Origin of the sequence: Pseudomonas sp. NY15437 (genome assembly GCF_048068435.1) — a bacterium.
GTDB lineage: Bacteria > Pseudomonadota > Gammaproteobacteria > Pseudomonadales > Pseudomonadaceae > Pseudomonas > Pseudomonas nitroreducens_B.
The window spans coordinates 337,599-364,195 of sequence record NZ_JBLUQC010000006.1; the positions used below are offsets into that span (position 1 = coordinate 337,599).

Annotated in this window: 22 protein-coding genes and 1 pseudogene; 11 read left to right on the forward strand and 12 right to left on the reverse strand. The window is 66.3% G+C overall.

The genetic code is table 11. The features are described 5' to 3' along the window. The first annotated feature begins 33 nt into the window (after window positions 1-33). The gene (locus ACNFIA_RS16460) at window positions 34-954 is read left to right on the forward strand and encodes an ADP-ribosylglycohydrolase family protein (RefSeq protein ID WP_416786666.1); all 921 of its coding nucleotides are present in this window, start codon (window positions 34-36) and stop codon (window positions 952-954) included. Between the two features lie 360 nt (window positions 955-1,314). Here ACNFIA_RS16460 and ACNFIA_RS16465 read toward each other — a convergent pair whose 3' ends face one another. From ACNFIA_RS16465 to ACNFIA_RS16490, 6 genes are all read right to left on the reverse strand, one after another. Then, a complete protein-coding gene (locus tag ACNFIA_RS16465) occupies window positions 1,315-1,998 on the reverse strand; it encodes a hypothetical protein (RefSeq protein WP_416786668.1) in 684 nt (227 codons plus the stop codon). 306 nt (window positions 1,999-2,304) lie between these two features. After that, on the reverse strand, window positions 2,305-3,345 hold the full coding sequence (locus tag ACNFIA_RS16470; protein WP_416786671.1) for a sterol desaturase family protein: 1,041 nt from the start codon (window positions 3,343-3,345) through the stop codon (window positions 2,305-2,307). Window positions 3,346-3,800: 455 nt separating this feature from the next. Then, a complete protein-coding gene (locus ACNFIA_RS16475) occupies window positions 3,801-5,072 on the reverse strand; it encodes a RidA family protein (protein WP_416786674.1) in 1,272 nt (423 codons plus the stop codon). Between the two features lie 506 nt (window positions 5,073-5,578). Next, window positions 5,579-7,204 carry an NADP-dependent glyceraldehyde-3-phosphate dehydrogenase gene (locus ACNFIA_RS16480; RefSeq protein WP_416786676.1) on the reverse strand — a complete coding sequence of 542 codons (1,626 nt, stop codon included), beginning with the start codon at window positions 7,202-7,204 and terminating at the stop codon, window positions 5,579-5,581. 535 nt (window positions 7,205-7,739) lie between these two features. Beyond that, window positions 7,740-9,092 carry a GntP family permease gene (locus tag ACNFIA_RS16485; RefSeq protein WP_416786679.1) on the reverse strand — a complete coding sequence of 451 codons (1,353 nt, stop codon included), beginning with the start codon at window positions 9,090-9,092 and terminating at the stop codon, window positions 7,740-7,742. Between the two features lie 95 nt (window positions 9,093-9,187). Continuing rightward, window positions 9,188-9,709: a gluconokinase gene (locus tag ACNFIA_RS16490; RefSeq protein WP_259754670.1), complete on the reverse strand. Its 522-nt coding sequence runs from the start codon at window positions 9,707-9,709 to the stop codon at window positions 9,188-9,190. A gap of 228 nt (window positions 9,710-9,937) precedes the next feature. On the opposite strand from ACNFIA_RS16490, the gene ACNFIA_RS16495 reads away from it, so the two are divergent. Then, window positions 9,938-10,981: a LacI family DNA-binding transcriptional regulator gene (locus ACNFIA_RS16495; RefSeq protein WP_416786681.1), complete on the forward strand. Its 1,044-nt coding sequence runs from the start codon at window positions 9,938-9,940 to the stop codon at window positions 10,979-10,981. Window positions 10,982-11,382: 401 nt separating this feature from the next. On the opposite strand, the gene ACNFIA_RS16500 is transcribed toward ACNFIA_RS16495, so the two are convergent. From ACNFIA_RS16500 to ACNFIA_RS16520, 5 genes are read right to left on the reverse strand one after another with little or no spacing between them, the layout of a single operon-like run. Next, window positions 11,383-11,910 carry a cytochrome C gene (locus tag ACNFIA_RS16500; RefSeq protein WP_416786683.1) on the reverse strand — a complete coding sequence of 176 codons (528 nt, stop codon included), beginning with the start codon at window positions 11,908-11,910 and terminating at the stop codon, window positions 11,383-11,385. 17 nt (window positions 11,911-11,927) lie between these two features. Further along, the gene (locus ACNFIA_RS16505) at window positions 11,928-12,449 is read right to left on the reverse strand and encodes a methylamine dehydrogenase light chain (RefSeq protein ID WP_017518360.1); all 522 of its coding nucleotides are present in this window, start codon (window positions 12,447-12,449) and stop codon (window positions 11,928-11,930) included. Window positions 12,450-12,466: 17 nt separating this feature from the next. Further along, the gene (gene mauD, locus ACNFIA_RS16510) at window positions 12,467-13,099 is read right to left on the reverse strand and encodes a methylamine dehydrogenase accessory protein MauD (RefSeq protein WP_416786685.1); all 633 of its coding nucleotides are present in this window, start codon (window positions 13,097-13,099) and stop codon (window positions 12,467-12,469) included. A gap of 4 nt (window positions 13,100-13,103) precedes the next feature. Further along, window positions 13,104-13,643, reverse strand: coding sequence for a MauE/DoxX family redox-associated membrane protein (locus ACNFIA_RS16515; protein WP_416786688.1), 540 nt, complete (start codon window positions 13,641-13,643; stop codon window positions 13,104-13,106). Between the two features lie 23 nt (window positions 13,644-13,666). After that, window positions 13,667-14,755 (reverse strand): amine dehydrogenase large subunit, encoded by a 1,089-nt coding sequence (locus ACNFIA_RS16520; RefSeq protein WP_416786691.1) that lies wholly within the window; start codon window positions 14,753-14,755, stop codon window positions 13,667-13,669. A gap of 517 nt (window positions 14,756-15,272) precedes the next feature. Here ACNFIA_RS16520 and codB point away from each other — a divergent pair. Genes codB through codA form a run of 3 tightly spaced genes read left to right on the forward strand, consistent with a single transcriptional unit; the run spans window position 15,273 to window position 19,003 of the window. Beyond that, window positions 15,273-16,532 (forward strand): cytosine permease, encoded by a 1,260-nt coding sequence (codB, locus tag ACNFIA_RS16525; protein WP_416786693.1) that lies wholly within the window; start codon window positions 15,273-15,275, stop codon window positions 16,530-16,532. Then, entirely contained in the window at window positions 16,529-17,740 is a 1,212-nt protein-coding gene (locus ACNFIA_RS16530; protein ID WP_416786695.1) for a PucR family transcriptional regulator, read from the forward strand. Before codB ends, ACNFIA_RS16530 begins: the two co-directional genes overlap by 4 nt. A gap of 21 nt (window positions 17,741-17,761) precedes the next feature. Then, window positions 17,762-19,003: a cytosine deaminase gene (gene codA, locus ACNFIA_RS16535; protein WP_416786697.1), complete on the forward strand. Its 1,242-nt coding sequence runs from the start codon at window positions 17,762-17,764 to the stop codon at window positions 19,001-19,003. Between the two features lie 461 nt (window positions 19,004-19,464). Here the strand turns inward: codA and ACNFIA_RS16540 are convergent, their stop codons facing one another. Beyond that, window positions 19,465-19,899 carry a carboxymuconolactone decarboxylase family protein gene (locus ACNFIA_RS16540; protein ID WP_416786700.1) on the reverse strand — a complete coding sequence of 145 codons (435 nt, stop codon included), beginning with the start codon at window positions 19,897-19,899 and terminating at the stop codon, window positions 19,465-19,467. A 268-nt stretch (window positions 19,900-20,167) separates the two neighbouring features. On the opposite strand from ACNFIA_RS16540, the gene pedF reads away from it, so the two are divergent. The 6 genes and pseudogenes from pedF to ACNFIA_RS16570 all read left to right on the forward strand — a co-directional run. Next, window positions 20,168-20,605: a cytochrome c-550 PedF gene (gene pedF, locus ACNFIA_RS16545; RefSeq protein WP_259754683.1), complete on the forward strand. Its 438-nt coding sequence runs from the start codon at window positions 20,168-20,170 to the stop codon at window positions 20,603-20,605. 5 nt (window positions 20,606-20,610) lie between these two features. Beyond that, complete coding sequence (locus tag ACNFIA_RS16550) at window positions 20,611-21,498, forward strand: substrate-binding periplasmic protein (RefSeq protein ID WP_416786703.1); 888 nt, start codon at window positions 20,611-20,613, stop codon at window positions 21,496-21,498. A 409-nt stretch (window positions 21,499-21,907) separates the two neighbouring features. Then, a complete protein-coding gene (locus ACNFIA_RS16555; RefSeq protein ID WP_259754685.1) occupies window positions 21,908-23,677 on the forward strand; it encodes a methanol/ethanol family PQQ-dependent dehydrogenase in 1,770 nt (589 codons plus the stop codon). Between the two features lie 231 nt (window positions 23,678-23,908). After that, window positions 23,909-25,429, forward strand: coding sequence for an aldehyde dehydrogenase family protein (locus tag ACNFIA_RS16560; protein WP_259754686.1), 1,521 nt, complete (start codon window positions 23,909-23,911; stop codon window positions 25,427-25,429). An 815-nt stretch (window positions 25,430-26,244) separates the two neighbouring features. Then, a complete protein-coding gene (gene pqqA / locus ACNFIA_RS16565) occupies window positions 26,245-26,316 on the forward strand; it encodes a pyrroloquinoline quinone precursor peptide PqqA (protein WP_003106462.1) in 72 nt (23 codons plus the stop codon). A 47-nt stretch (window positions 26,317-26,363) separates the two neighbouring features. Beyond that, a pseudogene (locus ACNFIA_RS16570) lies at window positions 26,364-26,597 on the forward strand (pyrroloquinoline quinone biosynthesis protein B); the annotation flags it as partial.

The window sequence follows — 26,597 nt, forward strand, 5'->3', positions numbered from 1 at the left end:
GCCTAGGACACCGTTCTGCATTGGAGGCAGCCTTTGAGCGCTCAACTCGAACTTTCGGACCGCTACACCGGCTGCCTGCTCGGCCTGGCCTGTGGCGATGCCGTCGGCACCACCTTGGAATTCACCAACCGCGCGAGCCTTACGCCGATCAGTGACATGGTTGGCGGCGGGCCGTTCGGCCTCAAGCCGGGGCAGTGGACCGACGACACGTCCATGGCCCTGTGCCTGGGGGAAAGCCTGCTCACCTGCAATGGCTTCGACGCCAGGGACCAGATGACCCGCTACCTCAACTGGTGGCAGTGGGGCTACTGGAGCGCGACCGGGGAGTGCTTCGACATCGGTATGACCGTTCGCCAGGCGCTGAGCACCTTCCAGGAGACCGGCGAGCCCTTCGCCGGTTCTACCGATCCGGCCACTGCCGGCAATGGCTCGATCATGCGGCTGGCGCCGGTCGTGCTGTATTACTACCCGGACCTGCGCGAGGTCTCAGCGGCCGCCGCCCAAAGTTCACGCACCACCCATGGTGCGACGGAGGCGGTCGAGTCCTGCCAGTTGCTGGCGCAGGTATTGGCCAATGCCCTGGCCGGCCAATCCAAGGATGAGCTGCTGACTTTCTCGCCGGAGCGCTACAGCGAACCCGCCATTCGGCAACTTGCCGCCGGCAGCTTCCGCCACAAGCGCAGGGAAGACGTGCGCGGCACTGGCTACTGCATTGCCTCGCTGGAAGCGTCGCTCTGGTGCTTCTGGTCCACCAACAGCTACGCTGCCGCCGTGCTGGAAGCCTCCAACCTCGGCGACGATGCCGACACCACTGCCGCCATCACCGGGCAGATCGCCGGTGCCTATTACGGCAAGCAGGGTATTCCCGCCCACTGGCTGGCGCGACTGCATCAGCGGGACGATATCGAGGAGATGGCCCTGGCCTTGCTCAGGGCAGCGCAGGCACGGGCCTAGCGGCTGGCGCTAATTGGGGCTGAGCCTCTGGGGCGCACGCGTCTCCCCCCTATGGCGGAAGATCAGGCTTCACAACGAAGAATACTTTTCGTCATCCTGCTCCCGGCGGCGAACCGGTTCGGGGACAACGGTGCTTGCACGACGATTGAGCCGTTGCGGCTCCACAGTCCCTTCTTAGGCACGGCTAAGCAGCACCGGCCGGGGGCATCGGCGGGGGGTGTTGTGCAATTGCTCAGCAGAACCACCAGCGGCATTCGCGCCGCTGGCGGTCCGTTTCTCAGGTCAAGCCAGCGCTTCCGCCACTGGAACCGCCGCACGCTTGTTCACCAGCCGCTGCAGCAGGGGGATCGGGTTCGAGCGTCAGTACCCGCGTGATTCATCCAGCGCCGGCCCGCTCTCCCGCGCACTCGGAGCCTGTTGGGGCACTGGGTGTGCCTGGCGTTTGCGCGCCCATTTGACCAGCCGGCTCATGGCGATGAAGCCAGCGAAGATCAGCATCGGGTAGGCGTAAAGCAATTCGCCCAGGCTGTACTTCCAGGCCAGCGGGCGACCGACACCGAGCAAGGCTGCGTAGAACCAGGAAACCGCCGAGACCGTGCCGGCAAAGATGCTCAGGGCCCGCATGCCCGGTTCAAGCTGGAGCAAGGAGCCCGCCCGCATCAGGGCGGGCATGATCACTGAATGCAACAGGCTGCCGTTGACCGTGAGCAGGGCGACGATGAGGACCTTGGCTTGCAGCTTGGGATTGAGGAGGTACTCCAGCCCCTTGGCGCACATATCCAGCAGCACGATGAGCGCGCCGGAAAACCAGAGCATCTGCAGCGCCACGGTGATGGTGCGCTTGAGCGTCTCCATGGGCGCCTGCTCGAGGTGAATCGAATCCGAACCTTTCAGGAGCTGCTTGATCATGGCGAAGTCACTGGTCAGGACCAGACCAATCGCGACGCAACAGGCGATCAGGTGGGTGTAGACCACACCCAGGCGAACGAACTCCATGACTGCTTCGCGCTGCAGCAGCGAAGTCACTACGTGAACGAATTCCATGATTTGTCTCTTGTTTTTGGAATGGGCCGCCAGCTGTGCGGGGCCATGACGAAGCGTCGGGTGGGGACTTGCGAGCTACCGTGCAGGTTGATCCATGTGCGGCGGAATGTTATTTGCAAATAATTCTTACTGGCAAGAACAAAAAGCGGTACCCGCGTGCCGATTCGACGGCGCGCGGAGCGGTATCCGGGCGTATGGATTCCAGGATTTCAGAGGTTTTCAGGCGAAGGACTGAGCTGGAAGAAACCGTGAAGGGCGGTAGTGCGTAGGTATGCGAGCAGAACCTTGGCGGGAGAAGGAGGCCTGCTATGAAGCAGGCGCCCGAGTCGTATCGGGTGTGGTCGCTCCAGCGCGCGGGGGCCTGCGAAACTTCCGCAGCGTCTCCACGAACGGCGTCACGATCAGGCTCCACAGCGACGAATACTTCTCGTCATCCTGCTCCCCGGCACCGAACCGGATCGGCTCCGGCGCGCGCTGGGTGACGTAGAGCGTGCCGAACATCCAGTCCCACAGTGACAGGTTGATGCCGAAGTTCTTGTTGAAGTGGCGGGGCGCGTCGCTGTGGTGAATCTGGTGCTGGGCAGGGCTATTTATCACGTGCTCGACCACCGGCCCGAACGACAGCCACACATGGCTGTGGCGCAGGTTGGTCGCCAGCACGTTGAACAGCAGGATCATGTAGGTCACGCCGAACAGCGTGTAGGCGCTGATCTGCCCACCGCAGAGGTACCAGAAGATACCCGCGTAGGCCCCCAGCAGCACGGTGCCGGCCAGTTGCGCCGCCAGCTTCTCCACGAAATGCACGCGGCTCGCGGTGATCGGCGTCAGTACCGCCGCCGAGTGATGCACCTTGTGGAAGGCCCACAGCCAGCGCGAGTGGAAGGCGCGGTGCACCCAGTAGTTCTTGAAGTCGCTGACCAGGAACACCCCGAAGCCATAGAGCAGCGACAGGCCCAGGTTCGTCCCCACCTGCGGCCGCGCGCCCCACAGGTGGGTGAAGAAGGCGATGTAGTCGCCCGAGCGCAGGATGTACGGATCGACCAGCCCGATGATGGGCACCAGCAGCGCCACGTTGAGGATGCCGCGCACCAGGAAGTAGCGGTAATCCAGCAGCGCCGAACGGTGGAAATTCACCCGACTGCCGCCAATGAACTGCCAGAACGACGCCGCCTCCGTCAGCCCCCGTTGCCGGCGGAAGCGGAACACGGCATACGCGATGGCGTAGGAGCACAGCAGGAACACCACGCCGACGCGGCCGCTGAGGTCGAAGAGGCCGGCGACCTGGTTGGTGATGGGGGTGATTACCCAGTCGGTGAGATGACGGTGGAGGTGCGAGAGATCGGGCATGGGCGTCAGGCGTAGATCGTGTCGGTAAGCCGCGGCCTTGAGGCCTGCAGTCGGATTTGCGCCCCGTGAAGTCGCTTGTTCTTGTTGGCGTGACAAAGCGGAGCACTGGAGCCGGAGTGCTTCATACGCTGTCACGCATGTCGATCAGGATGGGACGTGGTGGTTCCTGCTGTCAAAGCCTGGGATCGCTGGAGCAGGGACTGTCGACAGGAGGTCCTGAGCGTCCTGACCCGAGAACAGAGCCGAGATGAAGACAGGCGAGGATGGCGCGGGAGGACGTGGCGGGGAGGATTGGCGGTTTGGAGTGGGCGGGTTCGCGCGCTCGCCCCTACAAAAGTGGGCGGCTGCGATTCCTGAGTTGGGCGTTGCCCTCTCCGCAGCCCTCTCCCTGAAGGGAGAGGGGGCCGATTGGTGTGTGGGGATGGGGTGGGGTCAGCCGGTTGGAGCGGGCGTGCTCAAGCCGCCGGCGGGGTGCCTTCGGCGTTGGCGACCACGGCGTCGATCTGGATCAGGGCGCCTTTGGGCAGGGCTGCAACGGCTACCGTGCGGCGGGCGGGGACGCCGCCGGGGAAGTAGGTGGCGTATACCTCATCGACGGCAGCGATGTCATCGATGTGCGCCAGGAAGACGTTGACCTTCACCACATCGGCCAGGGTGTGGTCGATGCTTTCGACGATGGCCTTGAGGTGCTTGAGGCATTGGCCGGCCTGTTCCCTGATGCCGCCTGCCACCAGCTCGCCGGTCTTCACGTCCAGTGGCAGCTGGGCGGAGATGTGGTTGTAGTGGGAGAAGGCGACGGTCTGGGTGGAGTAGGGGCACGTCGGCGCGGCGTCGGTGTTGTGGGCCTTGATCACGATGCCGTGGCGGTCTTCGACGGCTTGCGGGGGCGTGCCGTCGCCGTGGGAGACCACGGCTTCGACTTGCACCAGGGCATCCAGCGGCAGGGCTTTTGCCTGCACCACGGTGCGCGCGGGCACGTAGCCGACGGCGCGGGCGATGGCTGAGTCGGGGAAGAAGGTGGTGTACACCTTGTTCACGGCGGGCATGTCGGTGAGGTGCTTGACGAAGACGGTGATGCGCACGATGTCATCGAAGGGCACGTCGATGCTTTCGAGGATGGTCTTGACGTTGCGCAGGCATTGCCGGGTCTGTTCCTCGATGCCGCCGGCCACCAGCTTCCCGGTGCGTGGGTCGATGGGCAGCTGGGCGCTGAGGTTGTTGTAGTGGGAGAAGGCGACGCTCTGGGTGGACAGCGGGCTCAGCGGCGCGCTCTCGGCGTTGCGTTCGACCTTGACCAGATCGCCGGCCTGCGGGGCGTTGGGAATGGTGCCTTCGCCGCAGGTGATGAGCGCTTCGGCCTGCACCCGCGCGCCCAGCGGCAGGGCCGCCACGGCGACGGTGGTAAGCGTTGGCAGGTAGGTGGGGAAGAAGGCGGCGTGTACCTTGCCGACGACGTCGGCGTCGGCGATGTCGGTCAGGAAGAGCGAGAGGCGCACGGTGTCGTTCAGGCTGTGGCCGATGCTATCGATGACGGCCTTGAGGTTCCGGAAGCACTGCTCGGCCTGTTCCTTGACGCCGCCCGCCACCAGCTTGCCGGTGCTCGGGTCGACCGGCAACTGCGCGGCCAGGTTGTTGTAGTGGGAGAAGGCGACGGTTTGCGAATACGGGCCGAGGTGTTGCGGGGCCTTGTCGATGTTGCGGGCGAGAACTGCGTTGTAGCCACTCATGTTGGTGCTCCCTGGTTCGCTGGGAATCCGTGGATGGGGTGGCAAACGCTTCGTCCAGTGCGATATCGGTCGTTGCCACTATTGGTTCAGACGACGGATATCAAGCTCGTCGAGAGGCGCGCAGACTATCGGGTCTTCCGGGGTGACCCCGTTGACTTATGGCAAGCGTAGTGGGGTCTTCTTACCGGGTTGTTTCAATTGGCTATTGGGCTGAGTCCGAATATTGAGAAGGGGATTTCTGAAAGCGGGCGAGGTTTCTCGGGGAAGTTCGGTGCTGGGCCTTTTCCCTCTCCCCAGCCCTGGCTGCGCGCCCCGCTCCGAAGGGATAGGGGGCAGTCGGTGCCGGCTGACAGCTTGGTTTTATCCTGTACAGCCCCCTCCACAGACGTGCGCGCGCGCCGCTAGCTGTCCTTGCCGGCTGATGCTGCTGGTTCTCCTTGCGCCGAACGGTCCCCTCTCCCTTCAGGGAGAGGGTTAGGGAGAGGGGCTCCTGCCGGCTGCCGGGGTCAGAAGATGTAGTCCGTGGTCAGGAAACTGGAGTCGCGGTCGCGGATGATCTGGCTGATCAGCGCCTTGTTGGCGTCGGTGAAGCGCGTGGCCACCAGCGTGCGGATGGAGAAGGTGCGCAGCGCGTCATGGACGGAGAGGGTGCCCTCGGCGGAGTTCTTGCGGCCGTTGAAGGGGTAGCTGTCCGGCCCGCGCTGGCACTGGGCGTTGATGTTGATGCGGCCGACCTGGTTGACGAAGGCGTCCACCAGCGGGCCGATCTGCTCGGGATCGTCGCCGAACAGGCTGAGTTGCTGGCCGTAGTCGGACTGCAGGACGTAGTCGATCACCTCGTCCAGCTCGCGGTAGGGCACCACCGGCACCAGCGGGCCGAACTGTTCTTCGTTGTACAGGCGCATGTCGGCGCGCACCGGGCTGAGCAGCGCCGGGTAGAAGAAGCTTTCGCGGCTCTTGCCGCCGCCGGGGTTGATGACCTTGGCGCCCTTGGCGAGGGCGTCCTGCAACAGGCCGTTGAGGTAGTCGACCTTGCCCGGCTCGGGCAGCGGCGTGAGCGCCACGCCTGACTCCCAGGGCATGCCGGGCTTGAGTTCGGCGAGCTTGGCGCTGAACTTGTCGAGGAAGCTGTCCAGCACGTCTTCGTGGACGAAGAGGATTTTCAGCGCCGTGCAGCGCTGGCCGTTGAAGGAGAGGGCGCCGGTGATGGCTTCGCTGACGGCGTTGTCCAGATCGACGCTGGGCAGGACGATGCCGGGGTTCTTGGCGTCCAGCCCGAGGGCGGCGCGCAGGCGGTGCGGGCGCGGGTGGAGCTTCTTCAGGTCGGCGGCGCCGGAGTGGGTGCCGATGAAGGCGAAGACGTCCACCTTGCCGCTGGCCATCAGCGCGCTGACCGTCTCGCGGCCGCGCCCGTAGATGACGTTGATGACGCCCGGCGGGAAGCTGTCGCGGAAGGCTTCGAGCAGCGGGCGGATCAGCAGCACGCCGAACTTGGCGGGCTTGAAGACCACGGTGTTGCCCATGATCAGCGCCGGGATCAGCGTGGTGAAGGTCTCGTTCAGCGGGTAGTTGTACGGGCCCATGCACAGCGCCACGCCCAGCGGTACGCGGCGGATCTGCCCGAGGGTGCCCTGTTCCAGCTCGAAGCGGCTGGAGCGGCGGTCCAGTTCCTTGAGCGCCTGGATGGTGTCGACGATGTAGTCGCAGGTGCGGTCGAACTCTTTCTCCGAGTCCTTGAGGTTCTTGCCGATCTCCCACATCAGCAGCTTGACCACGGCCGTGCGCTGCTCGCGCATGCGGGCGAGGAAGCGCTCGACGTGGGCGATGCGCTCGGCCACGCGCAGGTTGGGCCATTGGCCCTGGCCGTTGTCGTAGGCGGCCACGGCGGCATCCAGCGCGGCGAGGGCGGCGTCGGCATCCAGCAGCGGCGTGCTGCCGAGGATGACCTGTTCGTCGCCCTGGTCGGTGGCGAGGAAGATCGGGCTGCGCACCGGGGCGAGCGGGCCGTCCCAGCGGCGCAGTTCGCCGTTGACCAGGTATTCGCGCTGCTCGACGGGCGCATCGGGGCGCCAGGCGTCGGGGATGTCGGAGAGGCGGGGGAACAGGTGGTCGAGCGAGTGGTTGTCGGGCATGACTCATCCCTCGGGGAAGGTGGGCGACAGGTCAGTTTTAGATCGTAGTTGTCTTAAGGTAAATCGATTCAGCAAGTGGGTCGATGACCGGTGTAGGAGCGCGCCATGCGCGCGATCGCGGGCATGGCCCGCTCCTGCAAGGGAAGTCCGAAGCTGGGCTGGCCTGGAGTCGTAGGGCGAATAACCGCTTGCGGTTATCCACCGGCTTTCTTCAGGGGTGTGCAGGGGCTGTGGCGGATAACCCGTTCCGGGTCATGCGCCCTACGGGTGAGCCGGGCTGGGCTGTGGCGGCGGAGCAGGCTGCAGGAGTTCCTGCTGCTCGGCGTAGCGGGCACGGATGTCGAAGTCACGGGGCCAGGCGGGCTGGGCGGGGGCTTTCGGAGTTGCGGAGGAAGTCACGGGCGATACCTCGTTGCAGGAATCCGGGGCGGGCGGTTGGTGGCGCCCGCCGGGTATGGGGCGCATCAGCTCCCTGTAGGAGCGCCCCATGGGCGCGATCGCGGGTATGGCCCGCTCCTACAGGGGGGTAACTACGTCAGACGAACAGCGACAGCAGCAGGATGAACAGCAGGCCGACCACCGAGAGGATGGTTTCCATCGCCGTCCAGGTCTTGAAGGTCTCCATCACGCTCATGTTGAAGTACTGCTTCACCAGCCAGAAGCCGGCGTCGTTGACGTGGGAAAGGATCAGCGAGCCGGCGCCGGTGGCCAGCACCAGCAGCTCGCGGTTGACGCCTGGGATCAGGTCGATGACCGGCACCACGATGCCCGCGCCGGTGATGGTGGCGACGGTGGCGGAACCCGTGGCGATGCGTATCACCGCGGCCACCAGCCAGGCCAGGAGGATCGGCGAGATCTGCGCCTGCACCGCCATGTGGCCGATCACGTCGCCCACGCCGCTGGCCACCAGCATCTGTTTGAAGCCGCCGCCGGCGCCGATGATCATCACGATGGCGGCGGTGGGGGCGAGGCTCTGGTCGAGCAGCTTGAGGATCTTCTTCGAGTCGAAGCCGCGGGCGTAGCCGAAGGTGTAGAGCGCCAGCAGCAGGGCCAGGAGCAGGGCGGTGATCGGGTGGCCGATCATGTCCAGCCAGGCGCGGACGATATGGCCGTCGGCGAGCATCACGTCGGCGAAGGTCTTGAGCAGCATCAGGAACACCGGCAGCAGCACGGTGAACAGGGTCACGCCGAAGCTGGGCAGGTTGCTGGTGTCCGGCTCGTGGGCGATCTGCGCCACCAGTTCCTCATTGGGCTGGCCGGGGATCACCTTGGCGATCCAGGCGCCGAAGATCGGGCCGGCGATGGCGGCGGTGGGCAGGGCGACCAGCAGACCGTAGAAGATGGTCTTGCCGATGTCCGCGCCGAACACGCCGATGGCCAGCAGCGGGCCCGGGTGCGGCGGCACCAGGCCGTGCACGGCGGAGAGGCCGGCGAGCAGCGGGATGCCGATCTTGATCAGCGACACACCGCTGCGCCGGGCGACGATGAACACCAGCGGCACCAGCAGGATGAAGCCGATCTCGAAGAACAGCGGAATGCCGACGAGGAATGCGGCGAGCATCATCGCCCAGTGCACGCGCTGCTTGCCGAAGGCCTGGATCAGCGTGCGGGCGATCTGATCGGCGCCGCCGGATTCGGCCATCATCTTGCCGAGCATGGTGCCCAGGGCAAGGATGATGCCGACGAAGCCGAGCACGCTGCCGAAGCCGTCCTGGAAGGATTTGACGATGGTCGCCACCGGCATGCCGGAGGTGAGGCCGAGGAAGCCGGCGGCGATGATCAGGGCAATGAACGGATGGATCTTCAGGCGCGTGATCAGGAGGATCAGGCCGATGATAGTGACCACCGCATCCAGCAGCAGATAGGTGTCGTGGGACATGCCGAGCATGGGGCTCTCCTGTTGTTGTCGTTGTGCCGGAGCGGCTCTTTCTTTCTTCGATGGAGTGGGGTAGCGCTATCTTTCGAGGGCAGACGCTATCGATGTCAGTCGCTGGCGTGCTGTCGCCACCAGAGGTGCGCGGCTTCCGCCAGCTCTTCGAGCGGACGGGTAGCGTCCAGGCGCAGGGTCAGCGGCTCGCTGGTCGGCACCTCAAGGGCGGCGAACTGGCTGTCGATCAGGCTCGCCGGCATGAAGTGGCCGGGGCGGGCGGCGACGCGCTGGGCGGCGGTTTCCGGGGTGAGTTCCAGAAACACCACGCCCAGGCCGGGCACGGCGCGACGCAGGCGTTCACGGTAGCTCAGCTTGAGCGCGGAGCAGGTGAGTACGGGGCGCTGGCCGGCTGCGATGGCTTTCTGCAGTTCGCTGGCGAGGGTGTCGAGCCAGCCGGCGCGGTCCTCGTCGGTCAGCGGGATGCCGGCGCTCATCTTCTGGATGTTGGCTTCGGGGTGGAAGGAGTCGCCTTCGATGGCGAACGCGCCGCTGCGCAGGCACAGGGCCTCGCTGACGCTGGACTTGCCGCATCCGGCGACACCCATGATGAGCACGGCATCGATGGCGGGGAGCATGCAGGGCCTCGGTGATGAGACAGCGCTATCTTTGTGGGGCGTAACGAAAAGCATCGGCTGCCTCCGTATTCTTGTCATTCTAGTCGGTGTGTCTCGGCGCTTCGGCGCGTGCTGTCAGGTCGAGCAAACGGCGGCGGGCGGGACCGGTGGAAGCCGGTCGCAGGCAATTGCCCTGGCTGCGAGACAGCGCTACCTTAGTGCCTCGATTTTTGTTTGGCAAGCCACCCGATGACCGCCCGGAAGAACGACAAGAAAAACGACAGAAGCTCGCGCACCACCGGCAAACCCACCCTCAACGATGTGGCGCGCAGTGCCGGCGTCAGCCCCATCACCGCCTCGCGCGCGCTGCGCGGCGTGAGCACGGTGGCCGAGGAACTGGCGGACAAGGTCCGCCAGGCCGCCGCCGACCTGGGCTACGTGGCCAACCCGGCCGCCCGCGCGCTGGCTTCCAAGCAGAGCCACAACATCGTGGTGCTGGTGCCTTCGCTGGCCAACCAGCTGTTCATCGAAACCCTCGAAGCCATCCACGCGGTGATGCATCCGCGCGGCCTGGAAGTGCTGATCGGCAACTACCACTACTCCCGCGACGAAGAGGAGAACCTGCTGCGCAACTACCTGGCCTACCAGCCGCGCGGCCTGTTGCTCACCGGCTTCGACCGCACCGAGAGCGCCCGACGGATGATCGAGGCCAGCGGCGTGCCGGCGGTCTACATGATGGACCTGGACCCCGGCGCCGGGCTGCATTGCGTGGGCTTTTCGCAGATCCGCGCGGGGGAGGCCGCGGCCAGGCACCTGCTCAAGAGCGGGCGCAAGCGGCTGGCCTACATCGGCGCGCAACTCGACCAGCGCACCCTGCTGCGTGGCGAGGGCTACCGCCGCGCGCTGCAGCAGGCCGGCTGCTATGACCCGGCGCTGGAAGTCCTCACGCCGCGCCCGTCCTCGGTGGGCCTGGGCGGCGAGCTGTTCCGCCAGTTGCTGGCCAGCCAACCGCAGGTGGAAGGCATCTTCTTCGGCAACGACGACCTCGCCCACGGCGCCCTGCTCGAAGCCATGCGCCACGGCATCCGCATCCCCGAACAGGTGGCGGTGCTGGGCTTCAACGACCTGCCCAGCTCGGAATTCATGGTCCCGCGCCTGTCGAGCATCCGCACCCCACGCAAGGCCATCGGCACCCACGCGGCGGAGCGGCTGCTGGACCTGATCCACGACAAGCCGGTGAACACACCAGTGATGGACCTGGGGTTCGAACTGATGGTGCGCGAAAGCAGCTGAGGCTCATTACCGTAGGGCGCATAACGCACCAACGTTATCCGCCCACACGGCTGGCTCCGGCGCTCCGTTGTAGGAGCGGGCCATGCCCGCGATCGCGCGCATGGCGCGCTCCTACAGGTTGCACTGAGCCGCCGGGAGCCCCGCCGCAGGATGGCGTGGAGCGAAGCGATACCCATCGATGCAGTGTGCGGGCCGAGGGGATGTCGGGGTTTTTCGTAGGAGCGAGCTTGCTCGCGAACCGCTTGAAGCCGATGCAACCTGTGAATCCGTTCGCGAGCAAGCTCGCTCCTACAGGTAGCCGAGACCGCTCTGGAAAATCCTCGCGCATAAAAAAGCCCGCAGGAGCTGCGGGCGTAGCGCGGAGGCAAACTGTCCGGAGGGCAAGCCGCCGGAGCAATCACTCAGTACGCATCGCTCATCCCGTCGGTGATGGCGATGCCCTGCTTGCGCATCTGCTCGATCAGACCGGCGCGGGTGCCGGGCAGGTTGAGCAGGGCCTGGTAGCGCGTGGCTTTGACTTCCTCGGCGGTGTAGGGCTTGAACTGAGCGGGCATGCTGTCGCCGGCCATGCCGTCCTTGCGCAGCAGCCAGTTGAGCAGCTCGGCCAGTTGCGCGTCGTTCAGCGCGGACTGGGACATGCCCGGCACGCGCACGAGGAATTGCCGTCCACCGTCCACCTTGAGGAAGTTGCCGACGAAGCCGTGCAGGCGCGGCGTGTCGTTGGCCTTGCTGCCGCTGCCTTCGGTGAGATGGCAGCCGGCGCATTGCAGTTGGTAGTTGGTGGCCGGGCTGTAGCTCTGCTGGGAGATCGGCTTCTGCACCGCCTCGTTGCCGGGCGCCGGCCGCTGGTGCGGATCGGGGATCGCGCGGGCCTGGGCAAACGGGGCGGCCAGGCTGCAGAGCAGGGCGCCGACAACGAGACTGCGCATGGGCGTTTCTCCCGACTTCAGACCGCGACGCCGCGGATGATGGTAACGGTGCAGTTGTAGATGCGCGATTCCGCGCCCAGGCACCAGTTGACGTCGTTGTTGTTGAACGGCCGGTACAGCGGCTCCTCGCTCTCGTTGCGGGTGCAGGCGCATTGAGAGCAGCTGTGCTTACCGCAGCAGTCGTTGTAGGAAATGATGTAGTCCTTGCCATCCGCCGGGTTGCGGCAGGTGCCGATCCAGGTCACTTGCGACGCATCGGTACCGGGCGGGCAGGATGTGGTGGTGCCGCCGCAGCAGGAGCAGAGGAAGCCGTCGATGGAGCAGTAGCGCCAGTAGTCGCAGCTGTTCGGGTCACCCGGGTCGCCGGCCTTGGGCGCTTCGGCGGCCAGGGCCTTGGAGGTGCGGTCGATCGGCAGGATGATCGGCAGGGCGGCGCCGGCCACCAGCAGCGAGCCGAAGCGGCCCAGCAGCTTGCGCCGCGAAGTGACGTTGGCCACCTGGCGGGAGGAGCGCTCGAACAGGTTGTCGAGGAATTTCATGCGTGTTCTCTCCGTGGTCAGTGGCTGTGGCCGTGGCTGGCGTCGTGGGTGTGCACGCCGTTGTGGCTGTGGCCATTCATGTACTGCTGCAGCGTGGCGCTGCCCAGGTGCTCGACCTCGAACAGGCTGTCCAGGTGCTCACGGGAATTCACCAGGCCCTTGGCGCGCAGGATGCCCTTGCTGTCGATCAGCGCGGCGTAGGGCAGCTTGCCGATCTGGTAGGTCATGCCCACTTCCGGGCCGACCACGTAGGCGGATTTCTCCAGGCCGTGCTCGGCGATCAGCGCCTGCTGGGCGGCCATGTCGCCGTCGCTGACGTAGACCACGTCCAACTCGCCGGCCTTGTCCCTGGCGATGGACTTGATCGCCGGCAGCAGCGATTTGCAGATCGGGCAAGTCGGCGAGAGGAAGAACAGCAGTTGGCCGCGCTCGCCTTCATAGCCGAAATTGACCGGGCGACCGTGGCGGTCGGCGGCGGTGACTTTCGGGGCGGGCTCGTTGACCGCCACGCCCTTGTCGACCATCAGCGCGCCGGCAGGCGCGATGCGGCCGTGGAGGACACCGATCTGGCGCACCAGCGCCATGACGGTGAAGGCGAGGGCGATGAGCAGCACCCAGAGAAGAATGTTGGAAACGATCAGACCTTCCATTTGTTCACCTTCCGATGAGTTTGAGCAGGCGGGGATGATTGGCCAGCAGGCCATCGGCCGCGGCATACAGGAGCAGGGCGACAGCGCTGGCGGCGAGGATCACGAAGGCGTCGAACACGCCCATCTCGCGGGCCTGCGGTGCGCCGGCGGCGATCAGGGCGAGCGCGGCGATGATCGCGTTGCGCAGCAGCAGTACCGGGCGCAGCGGTTGCATCTGACCGGGACCGGAGCAGCCGCAGTCGATGTCGCGGCGGCCGCGCCAGAGGTTGATGCCGATGGCGCCGGCATAGAACAGGATCAGCGCCGTGGCGGCCAGGGCTGCGGCGTGGCGGCTCGCCGGCACCAGCAGGGCGAAGGCGACGGCGCCTTCGACCAGCGGCAGCATCCGGGCCACCGGGCCCACCAGCGAGGCCGGCAGCAGGCCGTAGTCTTCGACCTGGCGGGCGAAGCGCATCGGCGCGCGCAGCTTGTGGCTGGCGGCGCTGGCCAGCAGTACCGCAACGGCGATCGCACTGGCGATGATCAGGATCGGATCGGAAAACATATCCGTACCTCTCGACGTGGGTGTTAGTGGCTCAGGACCAGGATCGGCGTCTTGGCGATCTTGTCCATGGCACCGTTGTACTTGCCGGTCTTCAGGTCGAAGATCTGCAGCCCGCCTTCGACGTCGGTGCCCAGCAGCAGCGGCTTGTCGTCGGTGGTGGCGTGCAGGCTCCACACCGGCTTGGGCGCTTCCAGGGTGGCGATCTTCTTCTGCGTCTTGAGGTCGTAGACCCAGATGAACGGGCTCGGGTCTTCCCATTTGCCGGGGGTATGGGCCTCGTGCATCAGCACGTACAGGCGGTTCAGCCTGGGCGCTACCGCCATCAGCTGCCAGCCGCCGGTGCCCCAGCCTTTCTTGCGTTCTTCATCGGTGGTCAGCGACCAGCTCGGCAGCATCTTCGGCTTGTCGCCGGAGACGTCCACCGGCTTGACCACGCCGTCGGTGGTCACGAAGAAGTAGGTCTCGCCCACGGCCAGGCCGCGTTCGTTGAGCTTCTCCTTGTTCGGGTCGAAGAACGGCGTCTGGCTGCGGCCGACTTCCTTGCCGTCGTCGCCGATCCGGGTGATCTGCAGCTGACCGTCACCGCACAGCGAGGCGAAGGCGCGCTTGCCCACCGGGTAGTTGAGCACGCAGCCGCTGATGGCGATTTCGCTGGCGACCTTCTTCGTCTGCGTGTCGACCACGGTGACCGAGGTGGACGGGGTGAAGTTGTAGATGTAGACGAAGCGGTCGTCGGAGCTGGTGCCCAGGGCGTACTTCTGGGTCAGGATCGAGGCGCGCTTGGCCGGGATTTCCACTTCCCAGGTCGGGCGCAGGTTCGAGGTGTCCCAGGCGGTCAGCACGTCGGTGCGTACGCCGCGGGTGCCGCGGGAGTAGAAGGTATCGGCGGAATACAGGGTCTTAGCGTCGTGGCTCAGGGTGGACGGCGCGACGAAACCGGTGCTGACCATGCCCAGCATCTTCTTCTGCTCGGGGTCGACGACGGTGACGCGGCCGGCGATGAAGTTCTCGAACTCCACGTCGACGATGTAGGCGCGGTGCGGCGAGGGCGGGAATGGCAAGACGGTCTCACCGATGCTCTCGGTCGGCAGCTCGGCCTGGGCTGCGCCCATCGCGAGGCACGTTGCTAGCGCGAGGACCGATGGAGCGAGGAACCTGGCGACGCTCATTGGCGGGTACTCCCTTTTTCTTGTTGGCGGGCTTTCGGTTGTTTTCAGGCCGCCTGCCCAGCGCAGGCAGCGGACGGAACAGTGAGCAGAGTCTGCCTGCGTCGGGGCAGGGCGGACTTGTTGTCCGTGCCATTTCCTTGTCTGGGGGTGACAGCGTGTCGCAGGCAGAAAGTGCAGACCGCCGCTGCGCTTCGCGGCAGGAATTCCGCCGAACGGCAGTGATCAATGTCAGGGGATTCGTCTGTTTTGGTGCGAAAAGGCTGCAGAGTGCCCCGAAAATCCGCACAATGCACATTTGAGCTATCTTGAAACGTCGTTACACCTACCGGAAGTGTGCATTGTGAACAGTTCACAATGTTCGACATGCTCAAAATTTCCGCGTCGTTCTTGATTGGCTTTTCCGGCCCGCTATTTGCGTTGGCCGGGAGTCTTCAACCAATCCTCGCGGAGATCCCCCGGCATGAGTTCCCCCAGTGAATTCCCCCTGAGCGCGACGCCCAGGGAAGGGCGCAAGGGCCTGCTGCCCATCGCCATGGTCCTGTTCAGCTTCACCTTCTTCACCGGCACCATGTTCGCCGGCGGCAAGATCGGCATGGCCTTCGACTTCGTCGACATGCTCTGGGTCGCCTTCATCGGCAACGTGCTGCTGGCCGTCTATGCCGCCGCCCTGGGCCTGATCGCCTCGCGCAGCGGCCTGAACACCGTGCTGATGGGGCGCTTCTGCTTCGGCGAGCGCGGCAGCAAGCTGTCCGACTTCCTCCTCGGCTTCGCCGAACTGGGCTGGTACGCCTGGGGCACCGCCACCGTGGCCATCGTGCTGGTGAAGATGCTGGCCCTGCCGCAGTGGCTGAACATCCCGCTGATGGTGGTGTTCGGCCTGTTGTTCTCGGTCACCGCGATCATCGGCTTCAAGGGCCTGGACATCATGTCCCGCGTGTCGGTGCCGCTGATGTTCATCCTGCTGGTGGCCTCCATGGTCATCGCCACCGGCGCGGCCGGCGGCTGGAGCGGCCTGCTGGCGAAGGAACCGAGCCAGACCCTGACCTTCTCCGCCGCCGTGACCATGGTCTTCGGCACCTTCGCCAGCGGCGCGACCCAGGCCACCAACTGGACCCGCATGGCCCGCAGCGGACGCATCGCGGTAATCGCCAGCGTGGTCGCCTTCCTCATCGGCAATGGCCTGATGATCGTCGCCGGCGCCTGGTGCGCCATCGTCTACCAGAACGCCGACATCGTCGAAGTGATGATGCTGCAGGGCCTGTCGTTCGCCGCGGTCATCATGCTCTGCCTGAACCTGTGGACCATCCAGGGGCCGACCATCTACAACGTCTCCGCCGCCGCCTGCCATCTGGTGCGCAGCGAGCGCCGCCGCACCATGACCCTGCTGGCCGCCGGCATTGGCATCATCCTCGCCATCGGCGGCATGTACGAATGGCTGATCCCGTTCCTGGTGCTGCTGGGCTCGATCATCCCGCCGCTGGGTGGCGTCATCATGGCCGACTATTGGTACCGCAACCGCGGCGAGTACCCGGCGCTGGTGGGCAGCCACATCCCGGCGTTCAACGTCTCGGGCCTGGTGTCCTACGCGGTGGGCGCGGGCCTGGCCTACGCCTCGCCGTGGATCGCGCCGCTGGTGGGCATCGCGGCATCGGCCCTGTGCTACATCGTCCTCACCGAAGTCACCCGCGCCCGCGCGCCGGTGGCCGAGCCGCGCGCTTGAGCCTGAGCGTCGAGGAAATCCTCCGCCTGCCGGGGCTGGAAAGCCTCGCGCTGCGGGCCGGCGCGCGCAACGTGCATCGCAGCGTGCGCTGGTCCTACGTGGCGGAGAACGTCGGCATCGCCGACTGGGTGATGGGCGGCGAGCTGGTGTTCGTCACCGGCATCAACCACAGCCGCGACGAAGCCAACCTGCTGCAGCTGGTGCGCGAAGGCGTCGCCAGCGGCATTGCCGGCATCGTCATCCTCACCGGCGACGAGTTCATCCAGCGCATCCCGCCGTCCGTGGTTCATCTAGCCGAGACCGAAGGGCTGCCGCTGATCGAGCAGCCCTACGCGCTGAAGATGGTCATCGTCACCCACCTGATCGGCACGGCGCTGGTGCAGATGACCCAGGTGAAGACTTCGCGCCGCGACATCCTCGGCCAATTGCTCAGCGGCGACTTCCCCAGCCTGGAGATCGTCCGCCGCCGCGCCCGGCACCTGGAGCTGCCGCTGGAAACGCCCCGGCGCCTGGTGGCGCTGCGGCTGTCGGGCGTCGACCGGCTGTTCCAGCAGCACGCGCCGGAGGAGGCCGAGCGCGCCCTGCAGTTGACCCGCCAGCGCCTGCTCGACCACCTGGAGAACTGGCAGCAGGCGCGCCCCGAGCGCTTGCCGGTGGTGATCCAGGGCGACCTGTTCGTGCTGCTCCTGGCGGACGCCGAGCGGGCCGAACTGCACGCCCTGGCCGCCGAGCTGCAACAGGACCTGGCGCCGTTGCGTGCCAATCTCGGGTTGTCTGCCCGCGCCGACTCCTGCGCCGAATTCCCCCGCGCGCTGCTCGAAGCCCGCCAGGCGCTCGACGTCGCCGAAGGCATGCAGGCGCCCGGCGGCTTCTGCGACTACCGTGAGCTGGGCGTGCTGCGCCTGCTGCGGGCGATCCCCGACCGCGCAGTAGTCGAGCAGTTCATGAAGGACACTCTCGGCCCGCTCATGGAGCCGGGCCGCAAACAGCCGCACCTGCTGATCGAGACGCTCGACGCGCTGGTCCAGGAAAACGGCAATGCGCTCAAGGCGGCACAGCGCCTGGGCATCCACCGCAACACCCTGAACCAGCGGATCGCGCGCATCGAGACCCTCAGCGGCCAGTCCCTGGACGACGCGCAATTCCGCCTGAATACCTCCGTGGCGCTGCTCATCTGGCGCATGTCCGCTGCGCCGCGCCACGAATAGCCTGAAGAGGAAGAAAAGCCCATGAAGATCATCAACGCCTCGCTGCGCAAGCAGACCGGCCTGTTCACCATCCGCTGCGACGGCGACGTCATCGCCGAGGTCGTGCCGCAAGCCAGCACCGTAGCCGCCAGCGGCGACGACATCGACGCCCGTGGCAACCTCGCCATCGCCCCGCTGGTGGAGCCGCACATCCACCTCGACGCGACGCTTACCGCCGGCGAGCCGGAATGGAACATGAGCGGCACCCTGTTCGAGGGCATCGAGCGCTGGGCCCAGCGCAAGGAAACCATCACCCATGAGGACACCAAGTCCCGCGCCCACACCACCCTCCGCATGCTGGCCGCCCACGGCATCCAGCACGTGCGCACCCACGTCGACGTGACCGACCCGACCCTGGCCGCGCTCAAGGCCATGGTGGAGGTGCGTGAAGAAGCGCGGCACCTGGTGGACCTGCAGATCGTCGCCTTCCCGCAGGAGGGCATCGAGTCCTACGAGGGCGGCCGCGAGCTGATGGAAGAGGCGATCCGCCTGGGCGCGGACGTGGTCGGCGGCATCCCGCACTTCGAGAACACCCGCGAGCAGGGCGTCAGCTCGATCAAGTTCCTGATGGACCTGGCCGAGCGCACCGGCTGCCTGGTGGACGTGCACTGCGACGAGACCGACGACCCCAACTCGCGCTTCCTCGAAGTGCTCGCCGAAGAAGCCCGCGTGCGCGGCATGGGCGGCCGCGTCACGGCCAGCCACACCACCGCGATGGGCTCCTACGACAACGCGTACTGCTCCAAGCTGTTCCGCCTGCTCAAGCGCTCGGGCATCAACTTCGTGTCGTGCCCGACCGAAAGCATCCACCTGCAGGGCCGCTTCGACACCTTCCCGAAACGCCGCGGCGTGACCCGCGTGGCCGAGCTCGACCGCGCCGACATGAACGTCTGCTTCGGCCAGGACTCGATCAAGGACCCGTGGTACCCGCTGGGCAACGGCAACATCCTGCGCGTGCTGGATGCCGGCCTGCACATCTGCCACATGATGGGCTTCGAGGACCTGCAGCGCGCGCTGGACCTGGTCACCGACAACAGCGCCCGCGCGCTGAACCTGGGCGCGCGCTACGGCATCGCCGCCGGCCGTCCGGCCAACCTGCTGGTGCTGGGGGTGGAGAACGACTACGAGGCGGTGCGCCAGCAGACCAAGGCGCTGTATTCGATCCGCAACGGCCGCGTGCTGATGAAGCGCGAGCTGGAGCGGGTGGAGCTGGTCGAGGGCTGATTGGCTTTTCGCAGGAGCGCGCTTGCTCGCGAACCCAGGCCTCGCAGCGGGGCGGTTCGCGAGCAAGCTCGCTCCTACAACAGCCCTCGCTCAGTGGACGGCACCTGGCTGCAGGCCAGGGCGCCGGACGTGTCGGCATGCGTAGGAGCGGACTCTGTCCGCGATAGGCTCGAAGCGCGCCGGAGTGCATTGCGGACGGAGTCCGCTCCTACAGGATCAAGAGCCCTCGCCCTGAAGGGAGAGGGGACCGTTCGGTGCAGGATGAAGCCATCGCATCAGCCAGCACGGACAGCTCCCTCTCCCTTTGGGAGAGGGCTGGGTGAGGGCTGCACCGGCACGTGCTGGCCCAGCCTTTCGGCGGATAACCCGTTCCGGGTCATGCGCCCTACGACAGCAGTCGGTCCGCGCCGTAGGGCGAATAACGCCGAAGGCATTATCCGCCGCATACGCGTGGTGCCCGCTCAGGGCTCCATCGCCATCCCCACCCCGAAGCGGTTCCAGGCGTTGATGGTGGCGATCGCCAGTGTCAGGTTGACGATCTCCGCCTCGCTGAAGTGCTCGCGCAGGGCGTCGAACTGGTCCTGCGGGGCGTGTTTTTCCGGCAGGCGGGTGAGGCTTTCCACCCAGGCCAGCGCTGCGCGCTCGCGGTCAGTGAAGAAGCGGGTTTCCGACCAGACGCTCAGGGTCTGCAGCCGCGCCTCGGTCTCGCCTGCCTTGCGTGCGTCGTTGGCGTGCATGTTCACGCAGTAGGCGCAGCCGTTGATCTGCGAGGCGCGCAGGCGCACCAGTTCCAGCAGCGAGGTTTCCAGGCCGGATCTGGCCAGGGCCTGTTCCAGGCCGAGCATGGCCTTGTAGGCGTCGGGGGCGGCCTTGGGCCATTCGATTCGTGCGCTCATGGCGATCTCCAGTGGGGCCCGCGGGAGTGCGGGAATGGGGCTACGTTACCGCCCGCGCCGCGCCCATCGAATAGCCAATTTCCGGCAATACCGGCAGACCAATGCAGGCCACGCAGCGGCGCTGGCCGCCCGCCGTTCTAGTACCAAGGGAGTAGGCGGGAGCATCCAAAGCAGGATTCGGCCGCCGGCCGCGCGTTCTTACCATCTCCTCACAGGCGTCATTCCGTGCGCCGTGCCTTGCCAAGCATCTCGATGAGAGGATGAAGTGATGAACAACAAGAACCTGCTGTGTGGCCTGCTGTTGGTGGCCGGCCTGGGTGTTTCGGGTCTGGCCCTGTCCCACGGCAACGTGACGCCCCAGGCAGTGGATACCACGGGGCTGGAACCGCTGGGCAAGGAATGGCGCGACACCAACCCCTACCGCGAGCCCTACGCCAACCACGCCAAGGCGGTGGAGATCGGCGCATCGGCCTACAACCAGAACTGCGCGCGCTGCCACGGGCTGGAAGCCAAGTCCGGCGGCATCGCCCCGGACCTGCGCATGCTCGATCCCGGCGCCGAGGGTGACGAGTGGTTCAAGGAGCGGGTAATCAACGGCGCGGTGCGTGACGGCGCCGTCTACATGCCGAAGATGGCCGACTACATCAGCCAGGAAGGCCTCTGGGCGATCCGCACCTACCTGGACAGCGTGCACGTGGAAGAGTGACCGCCATGCGCCTGCCCAAGCTGCTGGTCGGCCTGCTCCTGTGCCTGCTGCTGGGGCAGGCACAGGCCGGTGTCCGTCCTTACGAGGACATGGTCGCCAGCGGTGTGCTGCGGGTGGCCGTGTACGAGAACTTCCCGCCCTACAGCTTCATGCAGGGCGGGCAGCCGCGCGGGGTCGATATCGATCTGGCGCAGCGCCTGGCCAGCGGGCTGGGCCTTCGTGCCGAGTTCCTCTGGGTCACCCCGGGCGAACGCCTGGACGACGACCTGCGCAACTTCATCTGGAAGGGCCACTACCTGCGTCCCGGCGTGGTCGCCGACGTGATGTTGCGCGTGCCCTACGACCGCCAGTACGCCAACCGCCGCAACGACGTCGGCGAGTTCGCCAACGAGCAGGTGGTGATGTTCGGCCCTTACCAGCGTGAGCGCTGGCAGGTGGTCAGCGACGACCGCCGGCTGCCCGAGGTGGACACCATCGCCGCCTTCCGCGAACACCCCATCGGCGTCGAACTGGACAGCGTGCCGTCCTTCTACCTGACCTCGGTGCTGGGCGGCCAGCTCAGCCGCATGACCGTGCACTTCCCCAGCACCCAGGCGGCGTTCGACGGCCTGCGCGCAGGCAAGGTGGACGCGGTGATGGCGCTGCGCGGCGAACTGGACTGGATGCGCGCGCAAGCGGCCGACGAGCACCTGAAGAACGCCGAGAACACCTACCCGAACCTCGGCCAGCCCGAGTGGGACATCGGCATGGCGGTGCATGAAAGCAACCGGCAGCTCTCCAACGCCCTGGACGGCGAGCTGGAGGAGCTGGTGCGCAGCGGCGAACTGGCCAAGCTCTACGCGGCCTACGGCGTGCGCTACGAACTGCCGGGGCTTTATCAGGACGTGCAGTGAGGGCGAGAGCAGGCACTGGTGCGCACTACTGCTGAGGACTGCCGCCGGGTTCCGGTGGCAGTCGCCGTTTTCGCCGTCAGTCACTTTTCCCCGCACGTCGAGCGGCAGACGCTGCCCTCACTCGACTGTAGGAGCGCGCCATGCGCGCGATCGCGGGCATGGCCCGCTCCTACAGGACATGCCCATCTCTCCCGAAACGTAGGAGCGGACTCCGTCCGCGATCGGTCCGCATCGCGCCGGATGCCGCCGCGGACGCCACTATTTCCGCGCCTCTGCGGCCAGGTAGTGCTACCAAGGAACTAGAAAAATCGGCACTGCGTTCAATTGTTGGTGCGCCCCGCCAAACCAAGAATCGTCGACAGCCGGGAGATTCTTCCGGGTACAACAACAATCGCAGAGGCGCACCGCCATGAGACAGCTTCAACCTTTCGCCCGCACCGTGCTGTTTACCGCCATCAGCCTGACCACCCTGGGCGCCCACGCCGGCGTCACCGACCAGGACATCAGCGATTCCGCCAAGCGTACCGACCAGATCGTGGTCAACGGGATCAACCAGCAGGGTCAGCGCTTCAGCCCGCTGAACACCCTGAACAGCGATAACGTGCAGGAACTGCGGCCGGTCTGGGCGCTGTCCTTCGGCGGCGAGAAGCAGCGCGGGCAGCAGGCGCAACCGCTGGTGAAGGACGGCGTGATGTACGTCACCGCCTCCTACTCGCGGGTGTTCGCCGCCGACGCGCGCACCGGTCGCAAGCTGTGGCAGTACGACGCGCGCCTGCCCGACGGCATCATGCCGTGCTGCGACGTGATCAACCGTGGCGTGGCCCTCTACGGCGACCTGGTGATCTTCGGTACCCTCGACGCCAAGCTGGTCGCCCTGAACAAGGACACCGGCAAGGTGGTGTGGAAGAAGACCGTGGCCGACTACAAGGCCGGCTACTCCATCTCCGCCGCGCCGCTGATCGCCAAGGGCAAGCTGATCACCGGCGTGGCCGGCGGCGAGTTCGGCGTGGTCGGCAAGATCGAAGCCTACGACCCCACCAACGGCGAACTGCTGTGGAGCCGCCCGACCGTAGAAGGCCACATGGGCTACGTCTACAAGGACGGCAAGGCCATCGAGAACGGCATCTCCGGCGGCGAAGCGGGCAAGACCTGGCCGGGCGACCTGTGGAAGACCGGCGGTGCCGCGCCGTGGCTGGGCGGCTACTACGACCCCAGCACCGACTCGCTGTTCATCGGCACCGGCAACCCGTCGCCGTGGAACTCGCACCTGCGCCCCGGCGACAACCTGTTCTCCTCCTCGCGCCTGGCGCTGAACCCGGACGACGGCTCGATCAAGTGGCACTTCCAGACCACCCCGCACGACGGCTGGGACTTCGACGGCGTCAACGAGCTGGTGTCCTTCGACTACCAGGACGGCGGCAAGACCGTGAAGGCCGCGGCCACCGCCGACCGCAACGGCTTCTTCTACGTGCTCGACCGCACCAACGGCAAGTTCATCCGCGGCTTCCCGTTCGTGGACAAGGTGACCTGGGCCAAGGGCCTGGACAAGGACGGCCGGCCGATCTACGACGACGCCCACCGCCCGGGCGCCCCGAGCGCCGACGGCAAGGGCACCTCGGTGTTCGTCGCGCCGTCCTTCCTGGGCGGCAAGAACTGGATGCCCATGGCCTACAGCCAGGACACCGGCCTGTTCTACGTGCCGTCCAACGAGTGGGGCATGGACATGTGGAACGAGAACATCGCCTACAAGAAGGGCGCGGCGTACCTCGGCGCGGGCTTCACCATCAAGCCGCTGAACGACAAGTACATCGGCGTGCTGCGCGCCATCGATCCGAAGACCGGCAAGCAGGTCTGGCGCTACGAGAACTACGCGCCGCTGTGGGGCGGCGTGCTGGCGACCCACGGCAACCTGGTGTTCACCGGCAACCCCGAGGGCTACCTGATGGCCTTCGACGCCAAGACCGGCAAGAAGCTCTACCAGTTCAACACCGGCTCGGGCGTGATCGCCTCGCCGATCACCTGGGAAATGGATGGCGAGCAGTACGTCACCGTCCTCTCCGGCTGGGGCGGCGCGGTGCCGCTGTGGGGCGGCGAAGTCGCCAAGCGCATCAAGGATCTCGACCAGGGCGGCATGATCTGGACCTTCAAGCTGCCCAAGGATCTGGTGGCGAAGAAGTGATGTTCGCGTGACCTGAGCGAAGGGCCGGCCATTGCGCCGGCCCTTTGTTTTTTACAACGCCGTTCGGAAGGCCCCAACCCATCCACGCTCATACAAAGAGCCCGTTCCTCTCTACTACCAAATGAGTAACCCACCGCTCCCATGGGTGCATTCCGGGCCGGGAAGGGCGCTGCCTAAGATCGCTCCATGACCTGGCCGATTCGGGCCGGGGCCCGACAGGAGAGCATCCCCATGATCTACGCCGCACCCGGAACCCCCGGCGCCGTCGTCACCCTCAAGCCGCGTTACGGCAACTACATCGGCGGCGAGTTCGTTGCGCCGGTGCTGGGCCAGTACTTCAGCAACACCTCGCCGGTGAACGGCGAGGTCATCGCCGAGTTCCCGCGCTCCACCGCCGAAGACATCGAGCGCGCCCTCGACGCTGCCCACGCCGCCGCTGCCAGCTGGGGCCGCACCTCCGTGCAGGACCGTGCGCTGATCCTGCTGAAGATCGCCGACCGCATCGAGCAGAACCTGGAACAGCTCGCCGTCGCCGAAACCTGGGACAACGGCAAGGCCGTGCGCGAGACCCTGAATGCCGACGTGCCGCTGGCCGCCGACCACTTCCGCTACTACGCCGGCTGCATCCGCGCGCAGGAGGGCGGGGCCGCCGAGATCAACGAGAATACCGTTGCCTACCACATCCACGAACCGCTGGGTGTGGTGGGGCAGATCATCCCGTGGAACTTCCCGCTGCTGATGGCCGCGTGGAAGCTGGCCCCGGCCCTGGCTGCCGGCAACTGCGTGGTGCTCAAGCCGGCCGAGCAGACCCCGCTGTCGATCATGCTGCTGGCCGAGATCATCGGCGACCTGCTGCCGCCGGGCGTGCTGAACATCGTCCAGGGCTTTGGCAAGGAAGCGGGCCAGGCGCTGGCCACCAGCAAACGCATCGCCAAGATCGCCTTCACCGGTTCGACCCCGGTCGGCTCGCACATCCTCCACTGCGCGGCGGAGAACATCATCCCGTCCACCGTGGAGCTGGGCGGCAAGAGCCCGAACATCTTCTTCGAGGACATCATGCAGGCGGAGCCGGCCTTCATCGAGAAAGCCGCCGAGGGCCTGGTGCTGGCCTTCTTCAACCAGGGCGAAGTCTGCACCTGCCCGTCGCGGGCGCTGGTGCAGGAGTCCATCTTCGAGCCGTTCATGGCCGTGGTGATGAAGAAGATCAAGGCCATCAAGCGCGGCAACCCGCTGGACACCGAGACCATGGTCGGCGCCCAGGCCTCCCAGCAGCAGTACGAGAAGATTCTCTCCTACCTGGACATCGCCCAGGGCGAGGGCGCCGAGCTGCTCACCGGTGGCTCCAGCGAGCGCCTGGAGGGCGACCTGGCCAGCGGTTACTACATCCAGCCGACCCTGCTCAAGGGCAACAACAAGATGCGCGTGTTCCAGGAGGAAATCTTCGGGCCGGTGGTGGGCGTGACCACCTTCAAGGACGAAGCCGAAGCCCTGGCGATCGCCAACGACACCGAGTTCGGCCTCGGCGCCGGCGTCTGGACCCGCGACATCAACCGTGCCTGGCGCATGGGGCGTGGCATCCAGTCTGGCCGCGTGTGGACCAACTGCTACCACCTGTACCCGGCGCACGCCGCCTTCGGTGGCTACAAGAAGTCCGGCGTCGGGCGCGAAACCCACAAGATGATGCTCGACCACTACCAGCAGACCAAGAACCTGCTGGTGAGCTACGACATCAACCCGCTGGGCTTCTTCTAAGCGTTGTTGCAAGCCGGCGGGCCTTCTCCCATCAGGTTCGCCGGCTCCCTTCTCTGGTGTACCGCCCGGCACTCCACTGGGCATCCCTTGTGTCGACGCGCCCGCTCGGGTGGCCGTCCGCTTCCGTGCCCACTTCCATGGGCGACGGCCTTCGTCGAACGCGGCTCCGGCCGCGTTTTCTTTTTTCGCTGAGTGTCTGTTCGCGAGCAAGCTCGCTCCTACGAAGAGCATCCACACCTTGCCTGTAGGAGCGAGCTTGCTCGCGAATAGGTGTCACACGCGATGCTTCAGCGCCTGGGCGGTCGCAGGCATGGCCCGCTCCTACAGGTGCGCACCTTGTGGGAGCGGGCCATGCCCGCGATCCGCGGACAACGTCCGCCTCATCAGGTGAGTCGACCTCTGCGTAGGAGCGGACTCCGTCCGCGATCGGTCCCGCTTCGCGCCGGACACCATCGCGGATGAATCCGCTCCTACCAAGAGCCGCCATGCCCGCGATCCGCGGACAACGTCCGCGCTGCCGGCAGCCGTCAGTCGGATCGCGCCGCGCGGTGGTTTTTCTAAACCGATGGGGCCTGGGGCCGGTCCCAGGATTGACTAGTCTGGAACCAACAGGCGCCCATCCCGCACGCGGCGGGCGCCACCGGGCAACGGCTGTCGCCGCGAGGGGGCAGTTGCAGCGGCGGGGCGCGGCTGGTGCCGCGGGTCCGCTACCAAATCAGGGGGAATCTCCTTCGAAAGTATCATTCGGAGTGCCTGACCCTGGTGTTTAACTCAAGCAGCCGGGCTCAACCGGCCGACAACAAGAGGACAGACCCATGTGGACCAAGCCTAGCTTCACCGACCTGCGCCTTGGCTTCGAAGTGACCCTGTACTTCGCCAACCGCTGATCCACTCGGCCCCGGTCCGCCGGGGCCCTTGCCCACGGGGCACTGTCATGCACATCCGAATTCTCGGGTCGGCCGCCGGTGGCGGCTTTCCCCAGTGGAACTGCAATTGCCGAAACTGCCGCGGCGTACGCGACGGCAGCGTGATCGCGCAGCCGCGCACGCAATCCTCCATCGCGCTGTCCGACGACGGCGCGAACTGGATTCTCTGCAACGCCTCCCCGGACATCCGCGCCCAGCTGGCGTCCTTCCCGGCGCTGCAGCCGGCGCGGCGCCTGCGTGAT